General features: G+C 65.7%; 20 protein-coding genes and 1 tRNA gene. 6 read left to right on the forward strand and 15 right to left on the reverse strand.

Annotation, left to right across the window (positions count from 1 at the left end; genetic code table 11):
* Positions 1-9: 9 nt before the first annotated feature.
* The 5 genes from Q0Q48_RS24485 to Q0Q48_RS24505 form a co-directional block, all read right to left on the reverse strand.
* Entirely contained in the window at positions 10-1,551 is a 1,542-nt protein-coding gene (locus tag Q0Q48_RS24485) for a formate dehydrogenase beta subunit (protein ID WP_295143989.1), read from the reverse strand.
* A complete protein-coding gene (locus Q0Q48_RS24490; protein WP_295143992.1) occupies positions 1,548-2,027 on the reverse strand; it encodes a formate dehydrogenase subunit gamma in 480 nt (159 codons plus the stop codon). Before Q0Q48_RS24490 ends, Q0Q48_RS24485 begins: the two co-directional genes overlap by 4 nt.
* Before the next feature lie 140 nt (positions 2,028-2,167).
* Entirely contained in the window at positions 2,168-3,058 is an 891-nt protein-coding gene (locus tag Q0Q48_RS24495; RefSeq protein ID WP_295143995.1) for a LysR family transcriptional regulator, read from the reverse strand.
* Positions 3,059-3,106: 48 nt separating this feature from the next.
* The gene (locus Q0Q48_RS24500) at positions 3,107-3,820 is read right to left on the reverse strand and encodes a phosphoadenylyl-sulfate reductase (protein WP_295143998.1); all 714 of its coding nucleotides are present in this window, start codon (positions 3,818-3,820) and stop codon (positions 3,107-3,109) included.
* A gap of 204 nt (positions 3,821-4,024) precedes the next feature.
* On the reverse strand, positions 4,025-4,327 hold the full coding sequence (locus tag Q0Q48_RS24505; RefSeq protein ID WP_295144002.1) for a hypothetical protein: 303 nt from the start codon (positions 4,325-4,327) through the stop codon (positions 4,025-4,027).
* Between the two features lie 181 nt (positions 4,328-4,508).
* Between Q0Q48_RS24505 and Q0Q48_RS24510 the strand changes: the two genes are divergently transcribed.
* Positions 4,509-4,805 carry a hypothetical protein gene (locus Q0Q48_RS24510; RefSeq protein ID WP_295144005.1) on the forward strand — a complete coding sequence of 99 codons (297 nt, stop codon included), beginning with the start codon at positions 4,509-4,511 and terminating at the stop codon, positions 4,803-4,805.
* Positions 4,806-4,847: 42 nt separating this feature from the next.
* On the opposite strand, the gene Q0Q48_RS24515 is transcribed toward Q0Q48_RS24510, so the two are convergent.
* Together Q0Q48_RS24515 and Q0Q48_RS24520 are read right to left on the reverse strand one after the other, a co-directional pair.
* The gene (locus Q0Q48_RS24515; RefSeq protein WP_295144008.1) at positions 4,848-5,153 is read right to left on the reverse strand and encodes a hypothetical protein; all 306 of its coding nucleotides are present in this window, start codon (positions 5,151-5,153) and stop codon (positions 4,848-4,850) included.
* A 6-nt stretch (positions 5,154-5,159) separates the two neighbouring features.
* Positions 5,160-6,173 carry a 1-aminocyclopropane-1-carboxylate deaminase gene (locus Q0Q48_RS24520; protein ID WP_295144011.1) on the reverse strand — a complete coding sequence of 338 codons (1,014 nt, stop codon included), beginning with the start codon at positions 6,171-6,173 and terminating at the stop codon, positions 5,160-5,162.
* Between the two features lie 162 nt (positions 6,174-6,335).
* Between Q0Q48_RS24520 and Q0Q48_RS24525 the strand changes: the two genes are divergently transcribed.
* Entirely contained in the window at positions 6,336-6,800 is a 465-nt protein-coding gene (locus tag Q0Q48_RS24525) for an Lrp/AsnC ligand binding domain-containing protein (RefSeq protein ID WP_295144013.1), read from the forward strand.
* Between the two features lie 18 nt (positions 6,801-6,818).
* On the opposite strand, the gene Q0Q48_RS24530 is transcribed toward Q0Q48_RS24525, so the two are convergent.
* The 3 genes from Q0Q48_RS24530 to Q0Q48_RS24540 form a co-directional block, all read right to left on the reverse strand.
* Positions 6,819-8,423 (reverse strand): GMC family oxidoreductase, encoded by a 1,605-nt coding sequence (locus tag Q0Q48_RS24530; protein ID WP_295144014.1) that lies wholly within the window; start codon positions 8,421-8,423, stop codon positions 6,819-6,821.
* A 1-nt stretch (position 8,424) separates the two neighbouring features.
* Positions 8,425-8,832, reverse strand: coding sequence for a hypothetical protein (locus tag Q0Q48_RS24535; protein WP_295144018.1), 408 nt, complete (start codon positions 8,830-8,832; stop codon positions 8,425-8,427).
* Between the two features lie 97 nt (positions 8,833-8,929).
* Positions 8,930-9,706, reverse strand: a complete 777-nt coding sequence (locus tag Q0Q48_RS24540) for an SDR family oxidoreductase (RefSeq protein ID WP_295144021.1) — start codon at positions 9,704-9,706, stop codon at positions 8,930-8,932.
* Positions 9,707-9,834: 128 nt separating this feature from the next.
* Between Q0Q48_RS24540 and Q0Q48_RS24545 the strand changes: the two genes are divergently transcribed.
* The gene (locus tag Q0Q48_RS24545; RefSeq protein WP_295144024.1) at positions 9,835-11,466 is read left to right on the forward strand and encodes a GMC family oxidoreductase N-terminal domain-containing protein; all 1,632 of its coding nucleotides are present in this window, start codon (positions 9,835-9,837) and stop codon (positions 11,464-11,466) included.
* A gap of 18 nt (positions 11,467-11,484) precedes the next feature.
* Here the strand turns inward: Q0Q48_RS24545 and Q0Q48_RS24550 are convergent, their stop codons facing one another.
* Positions 11,485-12,132: a LysE family transporter gene (locus tag Q0Q48_RS24550; RefSeq protein ID WP_295144027.1), complete on the reverse strand. Its 648-nt coding sequence runs from the start codon at positions 12,130-12,132 to the stop codon at positions 11,485-11,487.
* Positions 12,133-12,269: 137 nt separating this feature from the next.
* Here Q0Q48_RS24550 and Q0Q48_RS24555 point away from each other — a divergent pair, with 137 nt between their 5' ends.
* Positions 12,270-13,565, forward strand: a complete 1,296-nt coding sequence (locus Q0Q48_RS24555; protein WP_295144030.1) for a tetratricopeptide repeat protein — start codon at positions 12,270-12,272, stop codon at positions 13,563-13,565.
* 170 nt (positions 13,566-13,735) lie between these two features.
* Here the strand turns inward: Q0Q48_RS24555 and Q0Q48_RS24560 are convergent.
* Both Q0Q48_RS24560 and fghA read right to left on the reverse strand, forming a co-directional pair.
* Positions 13,736-13,820, reverse strand: a tRNA-Leu gene (locus Q0Q48_RS24560).
* 134 nt (positions 13,821-13,954) lie between these two features.
* On the reverse strand, positions 13,955-14,800 hold the full coding sequence (gene fghA / locus Q0Q48_RS24565) for an S-formylglutathione hydrolase (RefSeq protein ID WP_295144094.1): 846 nt from the start codon (positions 14,798-14,800) through the stop codon (positions 13,955-13,957).
* 171 nt (positions 14,801-14,971) lie between these two features.
* Between fghA and Q0Q48_RS24570 the strand changes: the two genes are divergently transcribed.
* Positions 14,972-15,676, forward strand: coding sequence for a carbonic anhydrase (locus Q0Q48_RS24570; protein WP_295144033.1), 705 nt, complete (start codon positions 14,972-14,974; stop codon positions 15,674-15,676).
* A 70-nt stretch (positions 15,677-15,746) separates the two neighbouring features.
* Here the strand turns inward: Q0Q48_RS24570 and Q0Q48_RS24575 are convergent, their stop codons facing one another.
* Positions 15,747-16,577, reverse strand: coding sequence for an alpha/beta hydrolase (locus tag Q0Q48_RS24575; RefSeq protein ID WP_295144036.1), 831 nt, complete (start codon positions 16,575-16,577; stop codon positions 15,747-15,749).
* A gap of 218 nt (positions 16,578-16,795) precedes the next feature.
* On the opposite strand from Q0Q48_RS24575, the gene Q0Q48_RS24580 reads away from it, so the two are divergent.
* The gene (locus Q0Q48_RS24580; RefSeq protein WP_295144039.1) at positions 16,796-18,337 is read left to right on the forward strand and encodes an AMP-binding protein; all 1,542 of its coding nucleotides are present in this window, start codon (positions 16,796-16,798) and stop codon (positions 18,335-18,337) included.
* Between the two features lie 19 nt (positions 18,338-18,356).
* On the opposite strand, the gene Q0Q48_RS24585 is transcribed toward Q0Q48_RS24580, so the two are convergent.
* Entirely contained in the window at positions 18,357-18,995 is a 639-nt protein-coding gene (locus tag Q0Q48_RS24585) for a 2OG-Fe(II) oxygenase family protein (RefSeq protein ID WP_295144043.1), read from the reverse strand.
* Positions 18,996-19,007: the final 12 nt, after the last annotated feature.

Consider the following 19,007-nt stretch of genomic DNA (forward strand, 5'->3'; position numbering starts at 1 on the left):
ACGGGTCCTCTATTCCGCGGCCGCGCTCACGGGCGGGCGGTCGAAATCCTCGGGAAAGTGCCTGATGGCGCTCATCACCGGATAGGAGGTGAAGCCGCCCAAGGCGCAGAGCGAGCCGAACTTCATCGTCTGGCAGAGATCCTCAACCAGCTCGAGGTTGGTAGCACTCCGCTCGCCGCGGATGATCTTGTCGATGGTCTCGACGCCGCGTGTCGAGCCGATGCGGCAGGGCGTGCACTTGCCGCAGGATTCGAGGGCGCAGAAGTCCATGGCGAAGCGGGCCTGGTGCGCCATGTCGACCGTATCATCGAACACGACGACGCCGCCATGACCGATCAGCCCGTCGCGCGCCGTGAAAGCCTCGTAGTCGAACGCCGTGTCGAACAGAGCGCGGGGGAAATAGGCGCCGAGAGGGCCACCGACCTGCACCGCCCGGACCGGCCGCCCAGTCCGTGTCCCCCCGCCGATCTCGTCGACCAGCTCGCCCAGAGTCACGCCGAACGCCGTCTCGAACAGGCCGCCGTGCCGGACATTGCCGGCAAGCTGGATCGGCATAGTGCCACGCGAGCGTCCCATGCCGAAGGCGGCATAGGACTCGGCGCCCTCGGCCAGGATCCACGGCACGGTGGCCAGCGAAACCAGGTTGTTGACGACTGTTGGCTGGCCGAACAGCCCCTTATGCGCCGGCAGTGGCGGCTTCGCGCGCACCTGCCCGCGCTTGCCCTCAATGCTCTCCAGCAGCGCGGTTTCCTCGCCGCAGACATAGGCACCGGCCCCGACGCGGACCTCGATGTCGAACCCCGTCCCTGTACCCAGCAGCCCGCCGGCTTCGGCGAGTAGCACGGCGTGCTCGAACGTCCGCACCGCATCGGGATACTCGGAACGGATATAGACGAAGCCCTTGGTCGCGCCGACGGCGAGCCCGGCGATCATCATGCCTTCGATCAGGGCGAAAGGATCGCCTTCCAGCAGCATACGGTCGGCATAGGTACCGGAATCACCTTCGTCGGCGTTGCACACGATGTACTTCCGGTCGGCCGATGCATCGGCGACCGTCTGCCACTTCAGGCCGGTCGGGAAGCCCGCGCCGCCGCGGCCACGAAGACCCGACCTGGTCACCTCCTCCAGCGTCTTTGCTGGCCCGAGGCTGCGGGCGCGTTCGAGGCCGCGACCACCGCCATGGGCCCGCCAGTCGGCGAGCAACAGCGGATCGACGACGCCACAGCGCGCGAAGGTGAGACGCGTCTGGCGCTTCAGGAAGGGAATGTCGTCGGGTCGACCAAGGCATAGCGGATCGTTGGCATCGATCGGTATCCCGACCACCAGCAAGCCCGGCACGTCACGCGGCCGGACCGGGCCAAAGGCGATGCGCCCGCCCGGCGTCTCGACCTCGACCATCGGCTCCAGCCAGAACAGGCCGCGCGAGCCGGTGCGCACGATCTCGATCTCGATGCCCCGTCGCTGGGCCTCTTCCTGCAGCGCGGTCGCGACCTTGTCGGCGCCCACGGCGCGGGCGGCGGCATCGCGCGGCACGAAGAAGCGTGTCGTCACCGCGAGACCTCGCGGGCGATCTCGTCGATCGACTCCGAATTCAGCCGCGCCATCGGTTCGCCATCGAGCATCGCCGAGGGCGCGGAGGCGCAGAGACCCAGGCAATAGACCGGCTCGACCGTGACGCTGCCATCGGGCGTGGTGCCGCCCCAGTCGAGGTTGAAGCGATCGAGCACGCGGCGGGCGAAGGCCTCGCCGTCCATCGACTGGCAGGCCTCGGCGCGGCACAGCTTCAGGACGTGACGGCCCGCCGGCTCCCGGCGAAAGTCGTGATAGAAGGAGACCACGCCATGCACCTCGGCACGGGTGATGTTCAGCGCCGCCGCCAGGAAGGAAATGGCGGGCTCCGGGACGGAACCGAACGCCGCCTGCAGTTCGTGCAGGATCGGCAGCAACGGGCCCTCGCGCCCCTCATGGCGGCGGACGATCTCCGTGGCCTCGGCTTCGTCCCAACGCAGCGACACCGTGAACTCCATCCCAAGACCAGCCGGCCGGATTTGCCGACCTTGTTTCATTGAATGTTCCGCGCGCGCACGCCTTCACACAATAAAGCTGTTCCGTGCTGCAATAGAACAAATCTATCGAGCCGCCAGTCTTGGGCAGGGTTCGACGATCGTCAGGCCAAGGTGGCAGCCAACAGGGTCGCCTCGGCGACCAGGGCGGTCGCAAGGGGAGTCATGGGCTCCCGTCGGGGCACAACGAGGCCGATCGAGTGCGTCGCATCCGGCTCGACGATGGGGATGGAGCGCAGATGCTCGGTCAGGCCGAGCGTGTCGGCGAGCTTCTGCGGCATGACACTGGCCCAGCGGCCGGTGCGGACATGGGAGAACAGCACGATCATCGAATTGGATTCGAGCGTCGGATCGGCCTGGGCGCCGGCCTCGTTCAGGAGCTGGTCGATGATGCGCCGGTTCTGCATGTCCAGAGTCAGCAGGCAGAGCGGGATCCGGCCGACCTCCGCCCAGGTGACACTTTCACGCTCGCCGAGCGGACTGTTCTCCGAGGTGAGCAACCGGTACTGCTCGGTATAGAGCGGCACCGCCCGCAGCCGGCCGAGCGGCTCGTTGTCGATGTAGGTCAGGCCGGCATCGGCCTCGAGATTCTCCAGCATCTCCAGGATCTCGACAGAGGTCCGCGACAGGATGGTGAACTTCACGTTGGGGTGCTTGGCGCGGAACGGCGTGGTGAGCGCCGACACCATGGCGAGCGCCGTCGGGATCGCGGCGATCCGCAGCCGGCCGCTGAGTCCCCTGCGCAGCGAGCTCACCTCCTGCCGCATCGCGCGCGTGTCGGCCACGATGCCGCGCGCCCAGCCGAGCACTCGCTCGCCTTCCGCGGTGAAGCCGATGAAACGCGAGGTCCGCTGCACCAGCATGACGCCGAGCATGTCCTCGAGGCTCTTGATGCCGGCGGAGAAAGTGGGCTGCGTGACCCCGCACAGCTCGGCGGCCTTGCTGAAATTCCGCTCCTGGGAGAGCGCAAGCAGGAATTCCAGTTTATCGATCATGGAGGAGAGACTAGCCGAAATCCGGCTCCCTGGCTTCCCGGTCCGCCGTCACTCCGCGGCCAGAAGAGCGGCAGCCGGGCGATGGATGCCGCACTCGGTTTTCTCGACCCCTCGCCATCTGCCGGCGCGCGGATCCTCGCCCGGCAGGATGGCGGAGGTGCACGGCGCGCAACCGATCGATGGATAGCCGCGCGACGCCAGCGGATGCCCCGGCAGACCATGCCGCGCGGCGTAGGCGTCGATCTCGGCCTGGCTCCAGCGCGCCAAGGGGTTGATCTTCGCCTGCGCGCCGTCGACCTCGAAGACCGCCAGTTCGCGGCGCGTCGCGGCCTGGAAGCGCTTGCGGCCGGTGATCCAGGCGTCGAAGCCCGACAGCGCTCGCTGAAGCGGCGCGATCTTGCGGAAGGCGCAGCAGCCATCGGGATCCCAGGTGGCGCGGCTGAGATCGGCGTCGCGGCGCGCCACTTCCTCAGCCGACGGACCGATACTGCGCACGTCGCTCAGAGCGAGATGGCGCACGAGCCGGTCGCGATGCTGGAGCGTTTCCGGGAAGTGACGGCCGGTATCGACGAACAGCACCGGGGTCGCACGATCGATTTCCGCCACCAGGTGAAGCAGGACCGCGGAGTCCGTACCGAAGGAAGAGACGACGGCGATGCGACCGGTGAAGATCTCGCCCAGCGCCGCGCGCAGGATGCGCGCCGGCGCCGCGCCGTCCAAGCGGCGCCTGAGATCAATGACATGTTCTGCTGGCGTAGGCATGGCTCCACTCCGCCGGTCCGCGGAGGAACCGACCTGGTTTCACTTGATTTGCGGGATCAGCGGCTCGAATGAGGCGTCGCCATCTCATTCACTCGTAGATGCGCCCGGCCGCATCCGCGAACAACGGTTTGCTTTGTCGAACTTGCCGCGACGCGCAGTACGATCTCACTGCCTCGCCGCTCACTGCGAATGGATACTGCTCGCCTAGTACTGGTCGGCCTGCTCGGCGTCATAGGCGAGATCGTCTTCGACCTCTCCCGTGAGTTCGCTGAGCGCGTCGTCGACCTGCGCCATGGCCTCGTCGACCTCGTGGCCCGATATGTCGAACTCAGCGGCCAGCCGTTCGAACGCCGCGCGAATTTCCGTCCTGGTCCTGAGTTCCGCGCGCCGCAGGGTATCGAGCTGACGGCCCGGCTTCCATACGGCGCTGAAGAGCCTCGTCCAGTCAGCCCGCAGGGACAGGGACGTCCCCGGCAGTGCGGCGAGCATCTGTCGTCCAATGCTCATTAATCTCTCCGAATGGAGTCTTGGAAGAAAGCTGGTCCGGGAAGAGCCGCTCGAATGTCGGCTATCGTCTCCGCACGGCGTCGAAGGTCCTGCACCGACGACAACAGTTCGACCTGTCGTCGGATGACAGTCGACCGATCGAGTGTGCGAGCGGGTCTGCGAGGATCATGATGACGGAAAGGTGGCCGTGACGACGGCGATGGTCAATGAAACGAGTCCGTCGATTTGCGTGGCTGTTCGAGCAAATGTTTCCGGACGCGAGGCCCGCGAGACCAGCGCCTCCTCAATCGAACGGTGCCGCCCGTCGCCGCTTCATCCGGTGGTCGCCGGGGCCGTCGCCAACTGGAACCGACAGTCGCCACGCTGGCAACGCGCCGCCGGCGCGCGCTTGCAGATCACGCGCCTCGACCGCTGGAAAGCGACAACTTCCGGTTCACGCCATGGCGTGTGGTTGAAATGGATTCGACCGGCCGATTGACGCGCGCTCACCCCACTCCTGGCGGCTCACTCGCTGGACCTTTCAGGGGAACAGGGCACCGGCATGTTCGCTGCCACCAGGCGCCTCCATCAGCAGCAGTCTGACTTCGGCCGACCGGATGTAACTCTTCTCCGATCGCCATTCGGCGAAGATCGACCTGGCGCGCGCCACACTTGAAACCTGGACACCGACGGTACTCAGGGCCGATCCAGGTCCCTCGCCCCGCTCCGTTCCCACGAACCTGATGCCGGCTTCGTTCCGCGTGGCCAGCACGACGACGCGGTCGAGAATCCACGTCCGGAAGTCGGCTCTGTCCGCGGGAAAGGTGCAGAGGATCAGGGCGCCCACGGGAGGCTATCCATTTCTGAACGCGTAGCCGTAGCCGTTGAGAGCCGGGGCACCGCCCAGGTGGGCATAGAGAACCCTGGAACCCTCGGGGAAATAGCCCTTCCGGACGAGGTCCATCATGCCCTGCATCGATTTGCCCTCGTAGACGGGATCCGTGATCATCCCTTCGAGGCGTGCGCAGAGGCGGATCGCTTCCTTGGTCTCTTCGGACGGCACCCCGTAGACGGGATAGGCGTAGTCCTCGACGAGCACGACGTCGTCCTCGCCGATGTCGCGGCCCAGCTCGACCAGCCGAGCGGTATTGCGCGCGATCTCGAGGACCTGCGCCCTGGTCTGCGCGGGCGTGAAGGACGCATCGACGCCGATGACCTTGCGCTCGCGTCCGTCCTTGGCGAAGCCCACCAGCATGCCGGCATGCGTCGAGCCGGTGACGGTGCAGACCACGATGTAGTCGAACGCGAAGCCGAGTTCCTTCTCCTGCCGCCGGACCTCTTCGGCAAAGCCGACATAGCCCAGGCCGCCATACTTGTGGACCGAAGCCCCGGCCGGAATGGCATAGGGTTTGCCGCCCTTGGCCTTGACGTCCTCGATAGCCTCCTCCCAGCTCCGCCGGATGCCGATATCGAAGCCCTCGTCGACCATCTGCACGTCGGCGCCCATGATGCGGCTGAGCATGATGTTGCCGACCCGGTCATAGACTGCATCCTCGTGCGGCACCCAGCTCTCCTGGACCAGTCGGCACTTGAATCCGATCTTTGCGGCGACCGCGGCAATCATCCGGGTGTGGTTGGATTGCACGCCGCCGATCGAAACCAGCGTGTCGGCGTTCGACGCGATCGCGTCGGGGATGATGTACTCGAGCTTGCGCAACTTGTTGCCGCCGAAGGCGAGGCCGGAATTGCAATCCTCCCGCTTGGCATAGAGCTCGACCTTGCCGCCGAGATGCTCCGACAGGCGTTCGAGTTTCTCGATGTGCGTCGGCCCGAATGTGAGCGGATACCGCTCGAACTTGGACAGCATGGAAGTTCCTTCCGCTGAGGCGATTCAATCTGTCCGGATCGTATCGAACCCGGGATCGAAGGTGCTCTCGAATACCGGGGTGCATTTGGCTCCCTGAAGGACAAATGGTAAAATTCACGATCGATACTTCGAATTGCATGCTTAGTAGAGGAAGATCCTTCCATGTCCGATGAACTCGACCGGATCGACTTCCGGATGCTGAGGCTCCTGCAGGGTAACGGGCGACTGTCCAATGCCGAGTTGGCGAAACGGGTCTCCGTCAGTCCCGCAACATGCCACCGCAGAACCCAGCGCCTTTTCGACAAGGGCTATATCGGCGGCGTCCGGGCGGCGGTGGCGCCCAGGAAGGTCGACAGGGGAGCGCTGGTAATCGTCGGAGTCGTGCTCGACCGCTCGACGCCTCAGAGCTTCGGCGACTTCGAGAAAGCCATCGCGAAACTGAAGTTCGTCCTCGACTGCCATCTGGTGGCGGGCGATTTCGATTACTTCCTGAAGATCCGGGTGAAGGATATGGAGGACTTCAACCGCATTCACGGGGAAAAATTGATCGCCCTGCCCGGCGTGCGGCAGACGAGAACCTTCTTCGTCATGAAAGAGGTCATCGACAACGCACCTCTTGATTTCTGAGAGTGCCGCAGGCCTGCCTCAGTCGAACAGCGTCGCCAGCCGCTGCTTCATCTGGTCGGCGATGTAGAGCGCCAGCGCCTGGATGGTGGAGGTCGGGTTCACACCGCCCGAGGTGACCCAGATGCTGCCGTCGACGATGAACAGGTTCTTCACGTCGTGGCTGCGGCCCCATTCGTTGACCACCGAGCGCTCGGGATCGGTGCCCATGCGCGCAGTGCCGAGCAGATGCCCGGGATAGTTCAGCGCCGTCCGCGAGGCATAGAGCCGCGTGGCGCCGGCTTCCGTCAGGATCTCCTTGGCGCGGGCGATGCCGTGCTCCATCATGCGGCGCGTGTTCTCGCTGATTGTGTAGTCGATCTTCGGCGCCGGGATGCCGTTGCTGTCCTTCAGCAGCGGATCGAGGGTCACGCGATTGTGCTCCTCCGGCAGATCCTCGCAGGCCACGCCGATGTTCAGCCGGTGATCGAGCAATTGCCGGTACTGGCGATGATGATCGCGGCCCCAGGGCACAAGGCCGGTCACGGCGCCGAGCATCGCCTGGTTGGCCGGCCCCGTGCCGCGGCTGAATTGCAAGGTGTAGCCCCGCACGAAATCACGCGACGGGTCGGTCTCGTAGAACTGCTTGCTCCAGATGGTGTTTATCGGTCCGCGTCCGCCGTCCAGCGGCTCGTCGACATAGCCGGACACCATCGGCCAAGGATGCAACATCAGGTTCCTGCCAACCAGGCCCGACGAATTGGCGAGACCGTTCGGGAACTTGGCGGAGGCCGAGTTCAGCAGCAGGCGCGGCGTGCCGACACCGTTGCAGGCCAGGATTACGACCTCGGCCGGCTGGAAATGCTCGACGCCGCCGGCATCGTAGTAGATCACGCCGGCCGCCATGCCGTGCGCGTCAATGGTGATCTCGCGCACCCGGCAGCGCGTGCGCAGCTCGACGCCGGCCCGGATGGCCAGCGGCCAGTAGGTGATGTCGGTGCTGGCCTTGGCGCCCTGGGCACAGCCCGGCGTGCAGTGACCAAGATTGATGCAGCGGGCGCGACCTTCGTAGTCAGTGGTGGCGATACTGCTGTCGGAGGGCCACCAGTGCCAGCCCAGCCGGTTCATCGCCTGGGCGTAGCGTGTGCCGGTCTTGCCGAGACCGATCGGCGGCATCGGCGGATGGCGTGGCGGCACGCCGGGATCGCCGGCGAGGCCGGAGACGCCCATCATCCGGTCGTTCTCGTCGTAGAACTTCTCCAGCGCCCAGTAATCGACGGGCCAGTCGTCGGCCACGCCGTCCAGCGACTTCACCTTGAAGTCCGACGGATGCATGCGCGGCCAGTGGGCCGTGTAGATGATCGTGCCGCCGCCGACGCCGTTGAAGTTGGCAATCTTCATCAGCGAGTTGTCGTCGTTGATCGGATAGTCGGTGTCCCGACCGCGGCGATTGGGGCTGATCTCGAAATCGGTGTAGCGCCGCGCCTCCCAGTCGCGTCCGTTGCTGGGGAAGTCGGTCGGCTTCATCCAGTCGCCCTGCTCCAGGCACAGGATGCGCATCTTCGTCTCGGCGAGGCTCCACGCCACGGCCGCACCCGACGCGCCGGACCCGATGATCAGGACATCGACCTTTTCGTTGCCGGCCATGTCAGCGCTCTCCTGCCGGCACTACACGATCGTCGCGCCAGAAAGGCGCTCGGCTGCGCACGACGTCGAGCAGCGACCAGTCACCTTGCTCCAGCACATAACCCTTCGGGAACGGCGCGCGCGCCTCGTGCCCGAGCGCCCGCAGGACGCGATCGTCGCGATAGTAGGCGCCCACGATCACACGCCCGAGGGTGACGGCCGGCGCGCCGCCCTTGGCGTACCAGTCGTTGATCAGGGCTTCTCTCGCGTCCCGGTCCATGTCGGCGAAGGCGCCGCCCGACTTCGCCGCGATCGCCGCCAGGGCTACGCGAATCAGCGGAAGGTCCCGGCCCACCGATCTCACGATGTCGTCGAAGATGGCCGGGTCGTCGGCGCCCGGCATGTCCAGGGCGGTGTCTTCGGGAACCATCGTCCCGGCAATTATCCTGAAGTGGTCTATTTCAGCATCTGAAAGTCGAGTGTCGGGAGCGGCGGCCATGTGAACCCTGCTGACGTGCAGGTCGATCCTAGGCGATCGCGCGACCGCCATCGACGTAAAGATTGACGCCGTTGATGTAGGCGCCGGCATCCGAGCACAGCAGCAGGGCCGCACCCACGAGATCGCCGGGCTGGCCGAGCCGGCCGTTTGGTATGCGCTGGACGAGCGCCTCACCCTCCGTGACCATCTGATCGCGATTGCGCGCCGTCAGGATGGCGCCAGGCGCCAGGTTGTTCACCGTGACGCCCTGTCCGCCGAACTGGCGCGCGAGGTTCCACGCCCAGTTCAATTGCGCGGCCTTGGCGCCGGCATAGACCATCATCCGCGGATGCGGCCGGACCTGTTGCACGCTGCCGATGGTGACGACCCTTCCCCAGCCGCGCTTCCCCATCGGCGGGACGAGGTCCTGCAGCAGCTCCAGCGGGCTGCGCAGATTGACCGCGATCTGCCGGTCGAACCGCTCCCGACTGATCGCGTCGTAGGGCTCCGGCAGCTCGATCGACGCGTTCAGCACCAGGATATCGACCGGCGACCAGGCCGAGACGGTTTCAGCCAGCCGATGCCCCGCGTCGTCGGCGGCGAAGTCCCGCCCGAAGGCGCGCGCCGTTCCTCCTGCCTGTTCGATCTCGCGCACCACGGCGGCGGCATCGGACCGCTCCTCGTCGGTGTCGGCATGGTGGATCGCCAGTCTCGCGCCAACGCGGCTCAGCGCTAGGGCAATGGCCCGGCCGATTTCGCGGCGGGCGCCGGTGACCAGCGCCGTGCGGCCGGTCAGGCGAAAAAGGTCGAGCGGATTTGACGACATGAGAACTCCGGATTGCCGTCAGCATGGCAGGCTATTTCCATTGGCGAAACCGGAAGCCGGTTCGCGCGCGCCCGAGACTTGTCAGCGCACGCGAGGGCTGCTCCCCTTCGAGCCAAGGGAGAATGGAAATGAAGAACGATTCGACCCATGACTACATCGTCGTCGGTGCAGGATCCGCGGGTGCAGTCGTCGCCAGCCGGCTGAGCGAGAGCGGCAAGCATCGTGTCCTGCTGCTCGAGGCTGGCACGCAGGGTTCGAACTTCTTCTGGTCGAAGGTGCCGGTCGGCGTCGCCAAGATGATCGACGATCCGGCGGTCAACTGGTGCTACTCCTCCGAGCCCGACGAAGGCTCGGGCGGGCGGCGCATCGCGGTGCCGCGCGGCCGCATGCTGGGCGGCTCCAGCTCGATCAACGGCATGGTCTATATCCGCGGCCAGGCGCAGGACTACGATCACTGGGCGCAGCTCGGCAATCGCGGCTGGAGCTACCAGGACGTTCTGCCGATCTTCAAGCGCATGGAGCGCTTCGAGGGCGGCTCCGACGAGTTCCGCGGCCGCGAGGGCATCCTCCCCGTCACCCACACACCGCGCAACAAGGTCCCGTTGCTCGAAAAGATGATCGAGGCGGCCGAGAAGATGGGCCTGCCCTACAATCCCGACCAGAACGGTGCCTCACAGGAAGGCATCGGCATGTCCCAGGTGACGATCACCAGGGGACGCCGCCAGAGCACCGCCTTCTGCTATCTCGATCCCGCGCGCGGCCGCGCCAACCTGCAGATCGACCAGGGCGCGATTGCCGAGCAGCTCGTCCTCGAAGGCAGACGCTGCGTCGGCGTCCGCTATTCCGTGAACGGCGAGAAGCGCGAGGCGCGGGCCACGCGCGAAGTCATCGTCTCCGGCGGCTCGATCAATTCGCCGAAGCTTCTGGAGCTCTCCGGCATCGGCCAGGGCGACCGGCTGCGGGCGCTCGGCATCGCGCCGGTGCACGAGCTGCCGGGCGTCGGCGAGAATTTGCGCGACCATTACTCCCCGCGTATGAAATTCGAGATCACGGGGAAGAACCTCACCTTCAACGACAATGCGCGCGGCTGGCGGCTGGTCCGCGAAGCGGCGAAGTACGCCCTGTTCCGCGAGGGCTTCCTCGCCTCGACCTCGGTGCCGATCCGGCTCTACTTCCGCACCCGCGTTGGGCTCGATTCGCCCGACGCCACCATCTCGATCGCGCCCTTCCTCTACGAGATGGTCGGCAAGGAACGCCGCGTCTCGGCCCAGAAGGGCATCACCATGAACGTGAACGTGCTGCGTTCGGAGAGCACGGGCTCGGTCCACATCAAGTCCGCCGATCCCGCCGAACCGCCGGCGATCCGCTTCAACTTCCTGTCCACCGAGCACGACCGCACCGGCATCGTGAACGTGCTGCGCAAGGGCCGCGAGCTGATGGCCACGTCGCCGCTCAAGGAAGTCACCGGCAAGGAGATCGCGCCCGGCGCCCATCTCCAGAGCGACGCAGACCTGCTCGAATGGGTGCGCAACAATGCCGAGACGACCTATCACCCGGTCGGCACCTGCAAGATGGGCAACGATCCGCGGGCCGTGGTCGACCCCGAGCTGCGTGTCCACGGCATCGCCGGCCTCAGGGTCGCCGACGCCTCGATCATGCCCACGCTAACCAGCGGCAACACCAATGCCCCCACCATCATGATCGGCGAGAAGTGTGCCTCGATGGTGTTGGCGGCGGCCGACGTGGCCCGGGCTGCGTGACGTTCGGACTCCCGGAGGTCAGGGGGCTGCCCTGACGAAAATCTCGCGCCGCAATTCGTCCGCGAGCTTCAGGCCCAGGGCGACCATCACACCGCCGGCGAGCAGGTCGAGGTAGCGCGCGATGCGCTGATACAGTTTCTGCGCGACTCCGGTCGAGAAGAACACCGCCAGGGTGCCGTACCAGAGCGTGGACTGGACGGCGACGATTGCCACGATCGCGGGATAGACCCAGCCGGGCGCATGGGGCGGCAGCGCCACCAGAAAGGCGCTGGTCCAGAACACCGCCGACTTCGGATTGCTCAGCGTCGTCATGAGGCCGGCCATGAAGGGATTGCGCCCCGCCAGCTGGGGCGCCGCCTGGCCACTCGCCGTCGGGGTGACCCCGGCCCGCAACAGTCGGACGCCCACGTAGATCAGGTAGGCGGCACCGACGAAACGCAGTGCGCGATAGAGCCATCCCGCCTCGAGGAGAAGCGCCCCGACCCCGCCGATCGCCAGAACGACCCAAAGCAGCGAGGCGACGACCACGCCGGCAACCGCCTTGAGGCCATCGCTTCGGGAGCGCGTTGCAGAGTACCATCCCACCACGACGGTGTTCGGGCCCGGCAGCATGGCCATCAGAAGGTGCATCGTGGCGAGACCGATCAGATTGGGCACGAGGTCCATTGCATACGTCCTTCGGCAAGAGGGGCATTGCCCGGTACGGGTCTTACCATGCGACGTCTTCCGCCGTGCCGGAAGCTTGAAAGCGCGCCTTGGCCGACGCACGCTGACGATCGACGCGAATTGGAGCTGGTGACGAGATGCTGACGGACCGCTACGGCCTTCCCCTGTCCACGACGAACGTCACCGCGCGCGATGCCTATGTCGAGGGCGTCGATCTCCTGCTGACGGTCTATCCCGGTGCCGCCGCCGCGTTCGAACGGGCCATCGCAGCCGATCCGGCCTTTGCGCTGGCCTATATCGGCCGGGCCCGCGCTTCCCAGCTTGCCGGAAAGCTGGAGGCGATGCGCGCGGACCTCGCCATGGCCTCGTCGCTTGCAGACGGAGTCTCGGCACGCGAGCGGAGCCAGATCGAAGTCTTTCGGTCGCTGTTCGCCGGCCAGCCGGTCGCCGCACTGGCTGCGTTGCGAGCCCATGTGCAGACATGGCCGCGCGACGCTCTGGTCCTCAGTCTCGCGGCCAACCAGGGCGGATTGATCGGCATGTCCGGCCTGTCCGGCCGCGAACAGGACCTCACCGACTTTCTCGATGGCCTTGCCGCGCACTACGGCGAGGATTGGTGGTTCGAGGCCCATCGCGGCATGGCGCTGTCGGAGATCGGCCGTCACGACGAGGCCCGCCCGATGATCGAGCGCTCGCTGGGCCAGTTCCGGCGCAATGCCTATGGCGCCCATGCCTTCGCCCATCTCTGTTACGAGACCGGCGAACGGGACGCGGGTATCGCCTTCCTGCGCGACTGGCTGCCGCTCTACGATCGCGGCGGCGGCCTCTTCGGACACCTGAGCTGGCATCTCGGCCTGTTCGAGCTGCATGCCGGCAATCTGGAGGGCGGGCTTCGCCTCTACACCGACGCCTTCTGTGCCGACGATCACCGTGGCGCGATCCACCAGAAGCTTTCCGATTCGGCCGCCTTCCTGTGGCGCGCGGAACTGGCGGGCCATCCGCACGATTCCGCGCGCTGGGCGAAGCTCAAGGCCTATGCGCGCGAGAAGCTCCCGCGCCCCGGCATGTCCCTCGCGGACTGGCATGTCGCACTGACATACGCCGCCACCGGCGACGACGCCGCACTCGAAGGCTGGATCGGGGCTATCGAGGAGCTGGCGAGCGCCGGACGCTATCCGTCCGGAACCGTCATCCCCGCCGTGGCGCGCGCTTTCGCGGCCTACCGGCGCGGCGATCATGAGACGACGATCGACCTGATCGAGCCGATGCTGCCCGAGCGCGAACGTATCGGCGGCAGCCGGGCGCAGGGCGACCTGGTGGAAGCGACGTTGCTTCAGGCCTACCTGGCCTCCGGACGCATGGCGGATGCAAGGCGCCTGAGCGCGGACCGCCGCCCCGGCCCGGCAGGCCTTCCGGTTTCCGGGCCCGATTGATCGGGACTCGATCACCCCGCCGCCGAGGCTCGGAACTCCGCCGGATCGTCACGCAGATACGTGTGCGCACGGGCGTTGCGAGGCGACGCCATATTCCGCGCGGAGAATGTGAATTGAGCCCACCGCAGTCGGCCGGCATCAAATGCTGGCCCGTCTGCATTCGAGCAAAGTGGTACCCCCGGTCGGGCTCGAACCAACACTCCGTGAGGAACCTGATTTTGAGTCAGGCGCGTCTACCAATTCCGCCACGGGGGCACACAATCGTGCGCCGGGAATAAAGCCGAAGGGTGGAACCGGGTCAACGCTTGCGACGACCCTTTCGGTCCACACTGCCGATAGCAAGCGGCGGGGAAGAGTAGATCGCCCGGACTTCCCCGGGGAAATGCGGTTCACGCGCCCAGTCTGTCGGCGTGCCACCTGAGATGATCTTCGATGAAGGTCTGGATGAACCAGTACGAATGATCGTAGTCCCCGTGTCGCCGCAGGACCAACTCTTGCGTTGCGCTCGCGGCTGCGGCTTCCAGCGCCTCGGGTCGCAGCTGGTTCGAGAGGAACTGGTCCTTCAGCCCCTGGTCGACGAGGATCGGGCCCGGGAACCGGCTGCCCCGCTTCAGCAGCTCACAGGCATCCCACGCCGCCCAGCGCGCACGATCCGGGCCGAGATAGTTGCCGAACGCCTTCTCTCCCCACGGCACGACGACCGGATTGCAGATCGGCGCGAAGGCCGAAACCGACCGATAGGCCTGCGGGTTCTTGAGTGCGATCGTCAGCGCGCCATGGCCGCCCATCGAATGACCGAACACGCCGCGCCGGCCCGCCTCGGCCGGGAAGTTGGCCTCGACGATCGCCGGCAGCTCCCGCGTCACGTAGGAATACATTCGGTAGTTCCGCTTCCACGGCTCTGCTTCGGCATCGAGATAGAAGCCGGCACCCGTGCCGAAATCCCAGTCGTCGTCCTCGCCCGGCAGACCTAGCCCGCGCGGACTGGTGTCGGGCGCCACGAGAACGAGTCCCAATTCGGCGGCATGACGCAAGGCGTTCGCCTTGATCATGAACGTCTCCTCGGTGCAGGTGAGGCCCGCGAGGAAGTAGAGCGCCGGCAGCGACCGCGACGAGGCTGTCGCCGGCACGAAGACCGAGAACTTCATCTCGGTGCCGGTCTCCGTCGAGGCGTGGCTGTAGAACCCGACCGTTCCCCCAAAGCACGCCTGCTCGCTCCGCACCGTCATACTCATCATAAGCCCACCATTTCCTGAGGACGCCGATGATACATGAGAAGGCGGCCTGATGGTTCCTCCGGCTGATCGCGCGCGCTCGAGCGGCTTACCGCAGCGACGATGCATTGATCTTGATCAAAGATGGCGATTTGGTCGCAAGTATGCTCCCATCGGCTGAAGGAGAAGATCATGTGCAATTTGTGCTTGTCGCGTCGCGGTCTGCTTTCAGGAATGGGCGGCCTCACGGTCGCCGCCACGATCGGCGCCGTGTCGACGAAAGCGGCCCTCGCTCAGCCAGCCCGTTCGGCCGACACGCCGGACGCGGCACTCGCCCGCCTGATGGAAGGCAATGCGCGCTACGCTTCCGGCAAGATGGCGGAACGTGATTTTTCCGCCGGCCGCGCCGCGCGGACCCAGGGCCAGGCACCGTTCGCAGCAATCCTCAGCTGCGCGGATTCACGTGTTGCTCCGGAACTGGCGTTCGATCAGGGCCCCGGCGAACTCTTCATCGTCCGGGTTGCCGGCAATTTCGTGACGCCGGACGGACTGGGCAGCCTGGAATACGGCGCCGCCGTCCTGGGCACGAAGGTGATCATGGTGCTGGGCCATACGAGCTGCGGCGCGGTGAACGCCACCGTCGACGCGCTGCAGAAGGGCAACACCCTGCCCGGCCACATCGCCGACCTCGTCCGCGCCATGAAGCCCGGCATCGAGCCGGTGCTCAAGACCGCGGGGCCCGATCTCCAGCAGCGTGCGATGATCGCCAACGTGCAGGCCAACGTTCGCCGCCTGCAGACCGAGAAGCCGATCCTGGGCGACATGGTCGCCGCAGGAAAGCTCAAGGTCGTCGGCGCCTATTACGACCTGCCCACCGGCAAGGTGATGATGGTCTGAGGACCGACGCAGATCCAGATCGTGACATCGATGCAGGAAAGGCTCCTGCATCGATGCCGATCGACCGCCTCTAGCCCTTGATGAAGGCAAGCAGATCGGGATTGAGTACGTCGGCATGCGTCGTCAGCATGCCGTGCGGATAGCCCTTGTAGATCTTCAGCGTGCCCTGCTTCAGGAGCTTGATCGACAGCTCGGCCGCAGCGACGATCGGAACGATCTGATCATCGTCGCCGTGCATCACCAGCGTCGGCACGGTGATCGCCTTCAGATCCTCGGTGAAATCGGTCGCCGAGAAGGCCGCGATGCAATCGTAATGGGCCTTGGCGCCGCCGATCATACCCTGCCGCCACCAGTTCTGGATGGTGCCCGGCAGGACCTTCGCCCCTTCGCGGTTGAAGCCGTAGAAGGGCCCGCTGGCGAGATCGAGATAGAACTGCGCGCGGTTCGCCGCGAGAGAGGCGCGCAGGCCGTCGAACACCTCGAGGGGCAGGCCCTTCGGGTTCTTGTCGGACTTCACCATGATCGGCGGCACGGCGCTGACCAGCACCGCCTTGGCGACACGACCCGGCTTCGACCGCGCGACATAGCGCGCCACCTCGCCGCCACCGGTCGAATGACCAATATGGACGGCGTTCTTCAGGTCGAGATGGTGGGCGAGTTCGATCACGTCGGCGGCGTAGGTGTTCATCTCGTTGCCGCTATCGGTCTGCGTCGAGCGGCCATGTCCGCGACGATCATGGGCGATCACCCGGTAGCCCTTGCCCAGGAAGAAGAGCATCTGGGCATCCCAGTCGTCCGCGCTCAGCGGCCAGCCGTGGTGAAACACGATGGGCTGCGCATCCTTGGGGCCCCAGTCCTTGTAAAAGATCTGGGTTCCGTCCATCGTCGTGATGAAAGCCATGTGAAGTCCTTTTGCGATTGTGAACGCCGCAGGAGGTTGACCCAGAAGGCTGCCCGCCGCCATCGTCCATGAGCAGGCGGCGCTCTATACCAAAGTACAGTGGGCCTCCGCTGCGGGGGACAACCGCGGCGTGCAGGACCTATTGTGCAGCCAAAGTCGATCAGCGAAACGGCGTACCGCTTGCGAGGACTCTGTCGGTCGGCTCTTATGCGGCCGTCATGCATCCCTATCATCACGCCCGCACCCATCCCGACAAGCCCGCCTACATCATGGCCGGCAGCGGCGAGACGGTGACCTATCGCCAGCTCGACGAGCAGTCCAACCGCATCGCGCAGCTCTTCCGCTCGCTCGGCCTCCAGGCCGGCGATCACGTCGCGATCTTCCTCGAGAACAATCCGCGCTTCTTCGAGATCTGCTGGGGCGCCCAGCGGTCGGGCCTGATCTATACGGCGATCAGCTCCCGCCTCACCGCCGCCGAGGTCGACTATATCGTCACCGACTGCGGCGCCCGCCTGTTCGTCACCTCGAAGGCGCTGGCCGACAAGGCGGCCGAGCTGGTGCCGCTGATGAAGGGCGCTCCGCATCGCTACATGATCGACGGTACGATCCCGGGCTATGAGTCCTGGGAGGATGCGGTCGCGCGCTGTCCCGCGACGCCCATCGCCGACGAGACGGCCGGTCACGACATGCTTTATTCGTCGGGAACGACGGGGCGACCCAAGGGCGTCATGCCGGTGGTCGAGAAGCAGCCGATCGACTTCGACAATCCCCTGCTGGCGGTCAGCCGCAAGCTCTACGGCATAGACAGCGACACGATCTACCTGTCGCCGGCGCCGCTCTATCATGCGGCTCCGCTGCGCTTCAACATGAGCGTCATGCGGCTGGGCGGCACTTCGGTGATCATGGAGCACTTCGACGCCGAGGAATATCTGTCGCTGATCCCGAAGTACAAGATCACGCACACGCAGGTCGTGCCGACCATGTTCGTCCGCTTCCTCAAGCTGCCCGAGGAGGTGCGCGCGAAGTACGACGTCTCGTCGCTGAAGTGCGCGATTCATGCTGCCGCGCCCTGCCCCATTCCCACCAAGGAAGCGATGATCAACTGGTGGGGCCCGATCATCTGGGAATATTACGGCGGCACCGAAGGCAACGGCCTCACCATGTGCAACGCCCAGGAATGGATGGCGCACAAGGGCACGGTCGGCCGCGCGATCATCGGCAAGCTCAAGATCTGCGACGACGAGGGCAACGAGCTGCCGACCGGCGAATCCGGTACCGTCTACTTCGCCGAGGGCCGTCAATTCGAGTATCACAACGATCCGAAGAAGACAGCCGAGTCACGCCATCCCAAGGGCTGGAGCACGCTGGGCGACGTCGGCTATCTCGATGCGGACGGCTTCCTGCACCTGACCGACCGCAAGGCCTTCATGATCATCTCCGGCGGGGTGAACATCTACCCGCAGGAATGCGAGAACCTGCTGATCAACCACCCGAAGGTGATGGACTGCGCCGTGTTCGGCGTGCCCAACGCCGACTTCGGCGAGGAAGTGAAGGCGGTCGTGCAGCCGCGCGACATGGCCGATGCCGGCCCCGCGTTCGCCGAGGAGCTGATCGCCTACTGCAAGCAGCACCTCTCCGCGATCAAGTGCCCGCGCAGCGTCGATTTCGAGGAGGAACTGCCGCGCCATCCGACCGGCAAGCTCTACAAGCGCCTGCTGCGCGACCGCTACTGGCAGGGCATGGCGAGCAGGATCGCCTAGCGAGGAACGTCGGGCGCCGCTACGGAGCGCCCGCCGAGGCCTTCCACCTCGGCGCGGCCAGCGTCTCGGCGTAGTTGGTGAACATGAGGTTGAACGAAATGCTGACCCGCTCCGTCGTGCCTTCGTTGGAAGGCACGTGGTGGCGCAGCCACGACGGGAAGATCACCATCCGGCCGGGCTGCGGCTGGGCAACGGATGCATTGGCCGTCACGTTCGTGGGCTTGCCGCTCCACGGCATGATCGAGATCGGCCGCGGATCCTGGAAGACGAGTTCCGTGCCGCTGCCGGGAATGTCGACGTAGTAGACGCCGCTCAGGAAATTGTTCGGGTGGGCGTGGGTGGGATGGTAGCTGCCCGGAGGATTAACGTTGGCCCAGCAGCCCGTGATCATCAGTGGAAAGCGCTCGAGCTGAAGAAATTCGAGGACGCTCTTCGAGGAGACTTCGATCAAGCCAGCCAGTTCGGCGAAGCCCGGTCGCGTATGCAGATCGTGCGGCGTCTGCCAGTTCCGGCCGCTCTGCAGCTGCGGACGCGGCGAAATGATCGTCTCGATTTCGGCCTTGAGCCTGGAATTGAAAGGCGCCGCGTCGGCGGGAGCGATGTCGAGGATCCAGAGCGGCGTGGGGAACAGCTCCTGAACCTGCTGTTTGATTTTCATGTTTCTCTCCCT

The organism is uncultured Reyranella sp. (assembly GCF_945957355.1).
Classification (GTDB): Bacteria; Pseudomonadota; Alphaproteobacteria; order Reyranellales; family Reyranellaceae; genus Reyranella.

Bases quoted from the DNA above. Each gene is read 5' to 3' on its own strand.
- Q0Q48_RS24490 (WP_295143992.1), bottom strand. From the start codon at position 2,027: ATGGAGTTCACGGTGTCGCTGCGTTGGGACGAAGCCGAGGCCACGGAG.
- Q0Q48_RS24495 (WP_295143995.1), bottom strand. From the start codon at position 3,058: ATGATCGATAAACTGGAATTCCTGCTTGCGCTCTCCCAGGAGCGGAAT.
- Q0Q48_RS24500 (WP_295143998.1), bottom strand. From the start codon at position 3,820: ATGCCTACGCCAGCAGAACATGTCATTGATCTCAGGCGCCGCTTGGAC.
- Q0Q48_RS24505 (WP_295144002.1), bottom strand. From the start codon at position 4,327: ATGAGCATTGGACGACAGATGCTCGCCGCACTGCCGGGGACGTCCCTG.
- Q0Q48_RS24520 (WP_295144011.1), bottom strand. From the start codon at position 6,173: ATGCTGTCCAAGTTCGAGCGGTATCCGCTCACATTCGGGCCGACGCAC.
- Q0Q48_RS24525 (WP_295144013.1), top strand. From the start codon at position 6,336: ATGTCCGATGAACTCGACCGGATCGACTTCCGGATGCTGAGGCTCCTG.
- Q0Q48_RS24530 (WP_295144014.1), bottom strand. From the start codon at position 8,423: ATGGCCGGCAACGAAAAGGTCGATGTCCTGATCATCGGGTCCGGCGCG.
- Q0Q48_RS24535 (WP_295144018.1), bottom strand. From the start codon at position 8,832: ATGGTTCCCGAAGACACCGCCCTGGACATGCCGGGCGCCGACGACCCG.
- Q0Q48_RS24540 (WP_295144021.1), bottom strand. From the start codon at position 9,706: ATGTCGTCAAATCCGCTCGACCTTTTTCGCCTGACCGGCCGCACGGCG.
- Q0Q48_RS24545 (WP_295144024.1), top strand. From the start codon at position 9,835: ATGAAGAACGATTCGACCCATGACTACATCGTCGTCGGTGCAGGATCC.
- Q0Q48_RS24550 (WP_295144027.1), bottom strand. From the start codon at position 12,132: ATGGACCTCGTGCCCAATCTGATCGGTCTCGCCACGATGCACCTTCTG.
- Q0Q48_RS24555 (WP_295144030.1), top strand. From the start codon at position 12,270: ATGCTGACGGACCGCTACGGCCTTCCCCTGTCCACGACGAACGTCACC.
- fghA (WP_295144094.1), bottom strand. From the start codon at position 14,800: ATGAGTATGACGGTGCGGAGCGAGCAGGCGTGCTTTGGGGGAACGGTC.
- Q0Q48_RS24570 (WP_295144033.1), top strand. From the start codon at position 14,972: ATGTGCAATTTGTGCTTGTCGCGTCGCGGTCTGCTTTCAGGAATGGGC.
- Q0Q48_RS24575 (WP_295144036.1), bottom strand. From the start codon at position 16,577: ATGGCTTTCATCACGACGATGGACGGAACCCAGATCTTTTACAAGGAC.
- Q0Q48_RS24580 (WP_295144039.1), top strand. From the start codon at position 16,796: ATGCATCCCTATCATCACGCCCGCACCCATCCCGACAAGCCCGCCTAC.
- Q0Q48_RS24585 (WP_295144043.1), bottom strand. From the start codon at position 18,995: ATGAAAATCAAACAGCAGGTTCAGGAGCTGTTCCCCACGCCGCTCTGG.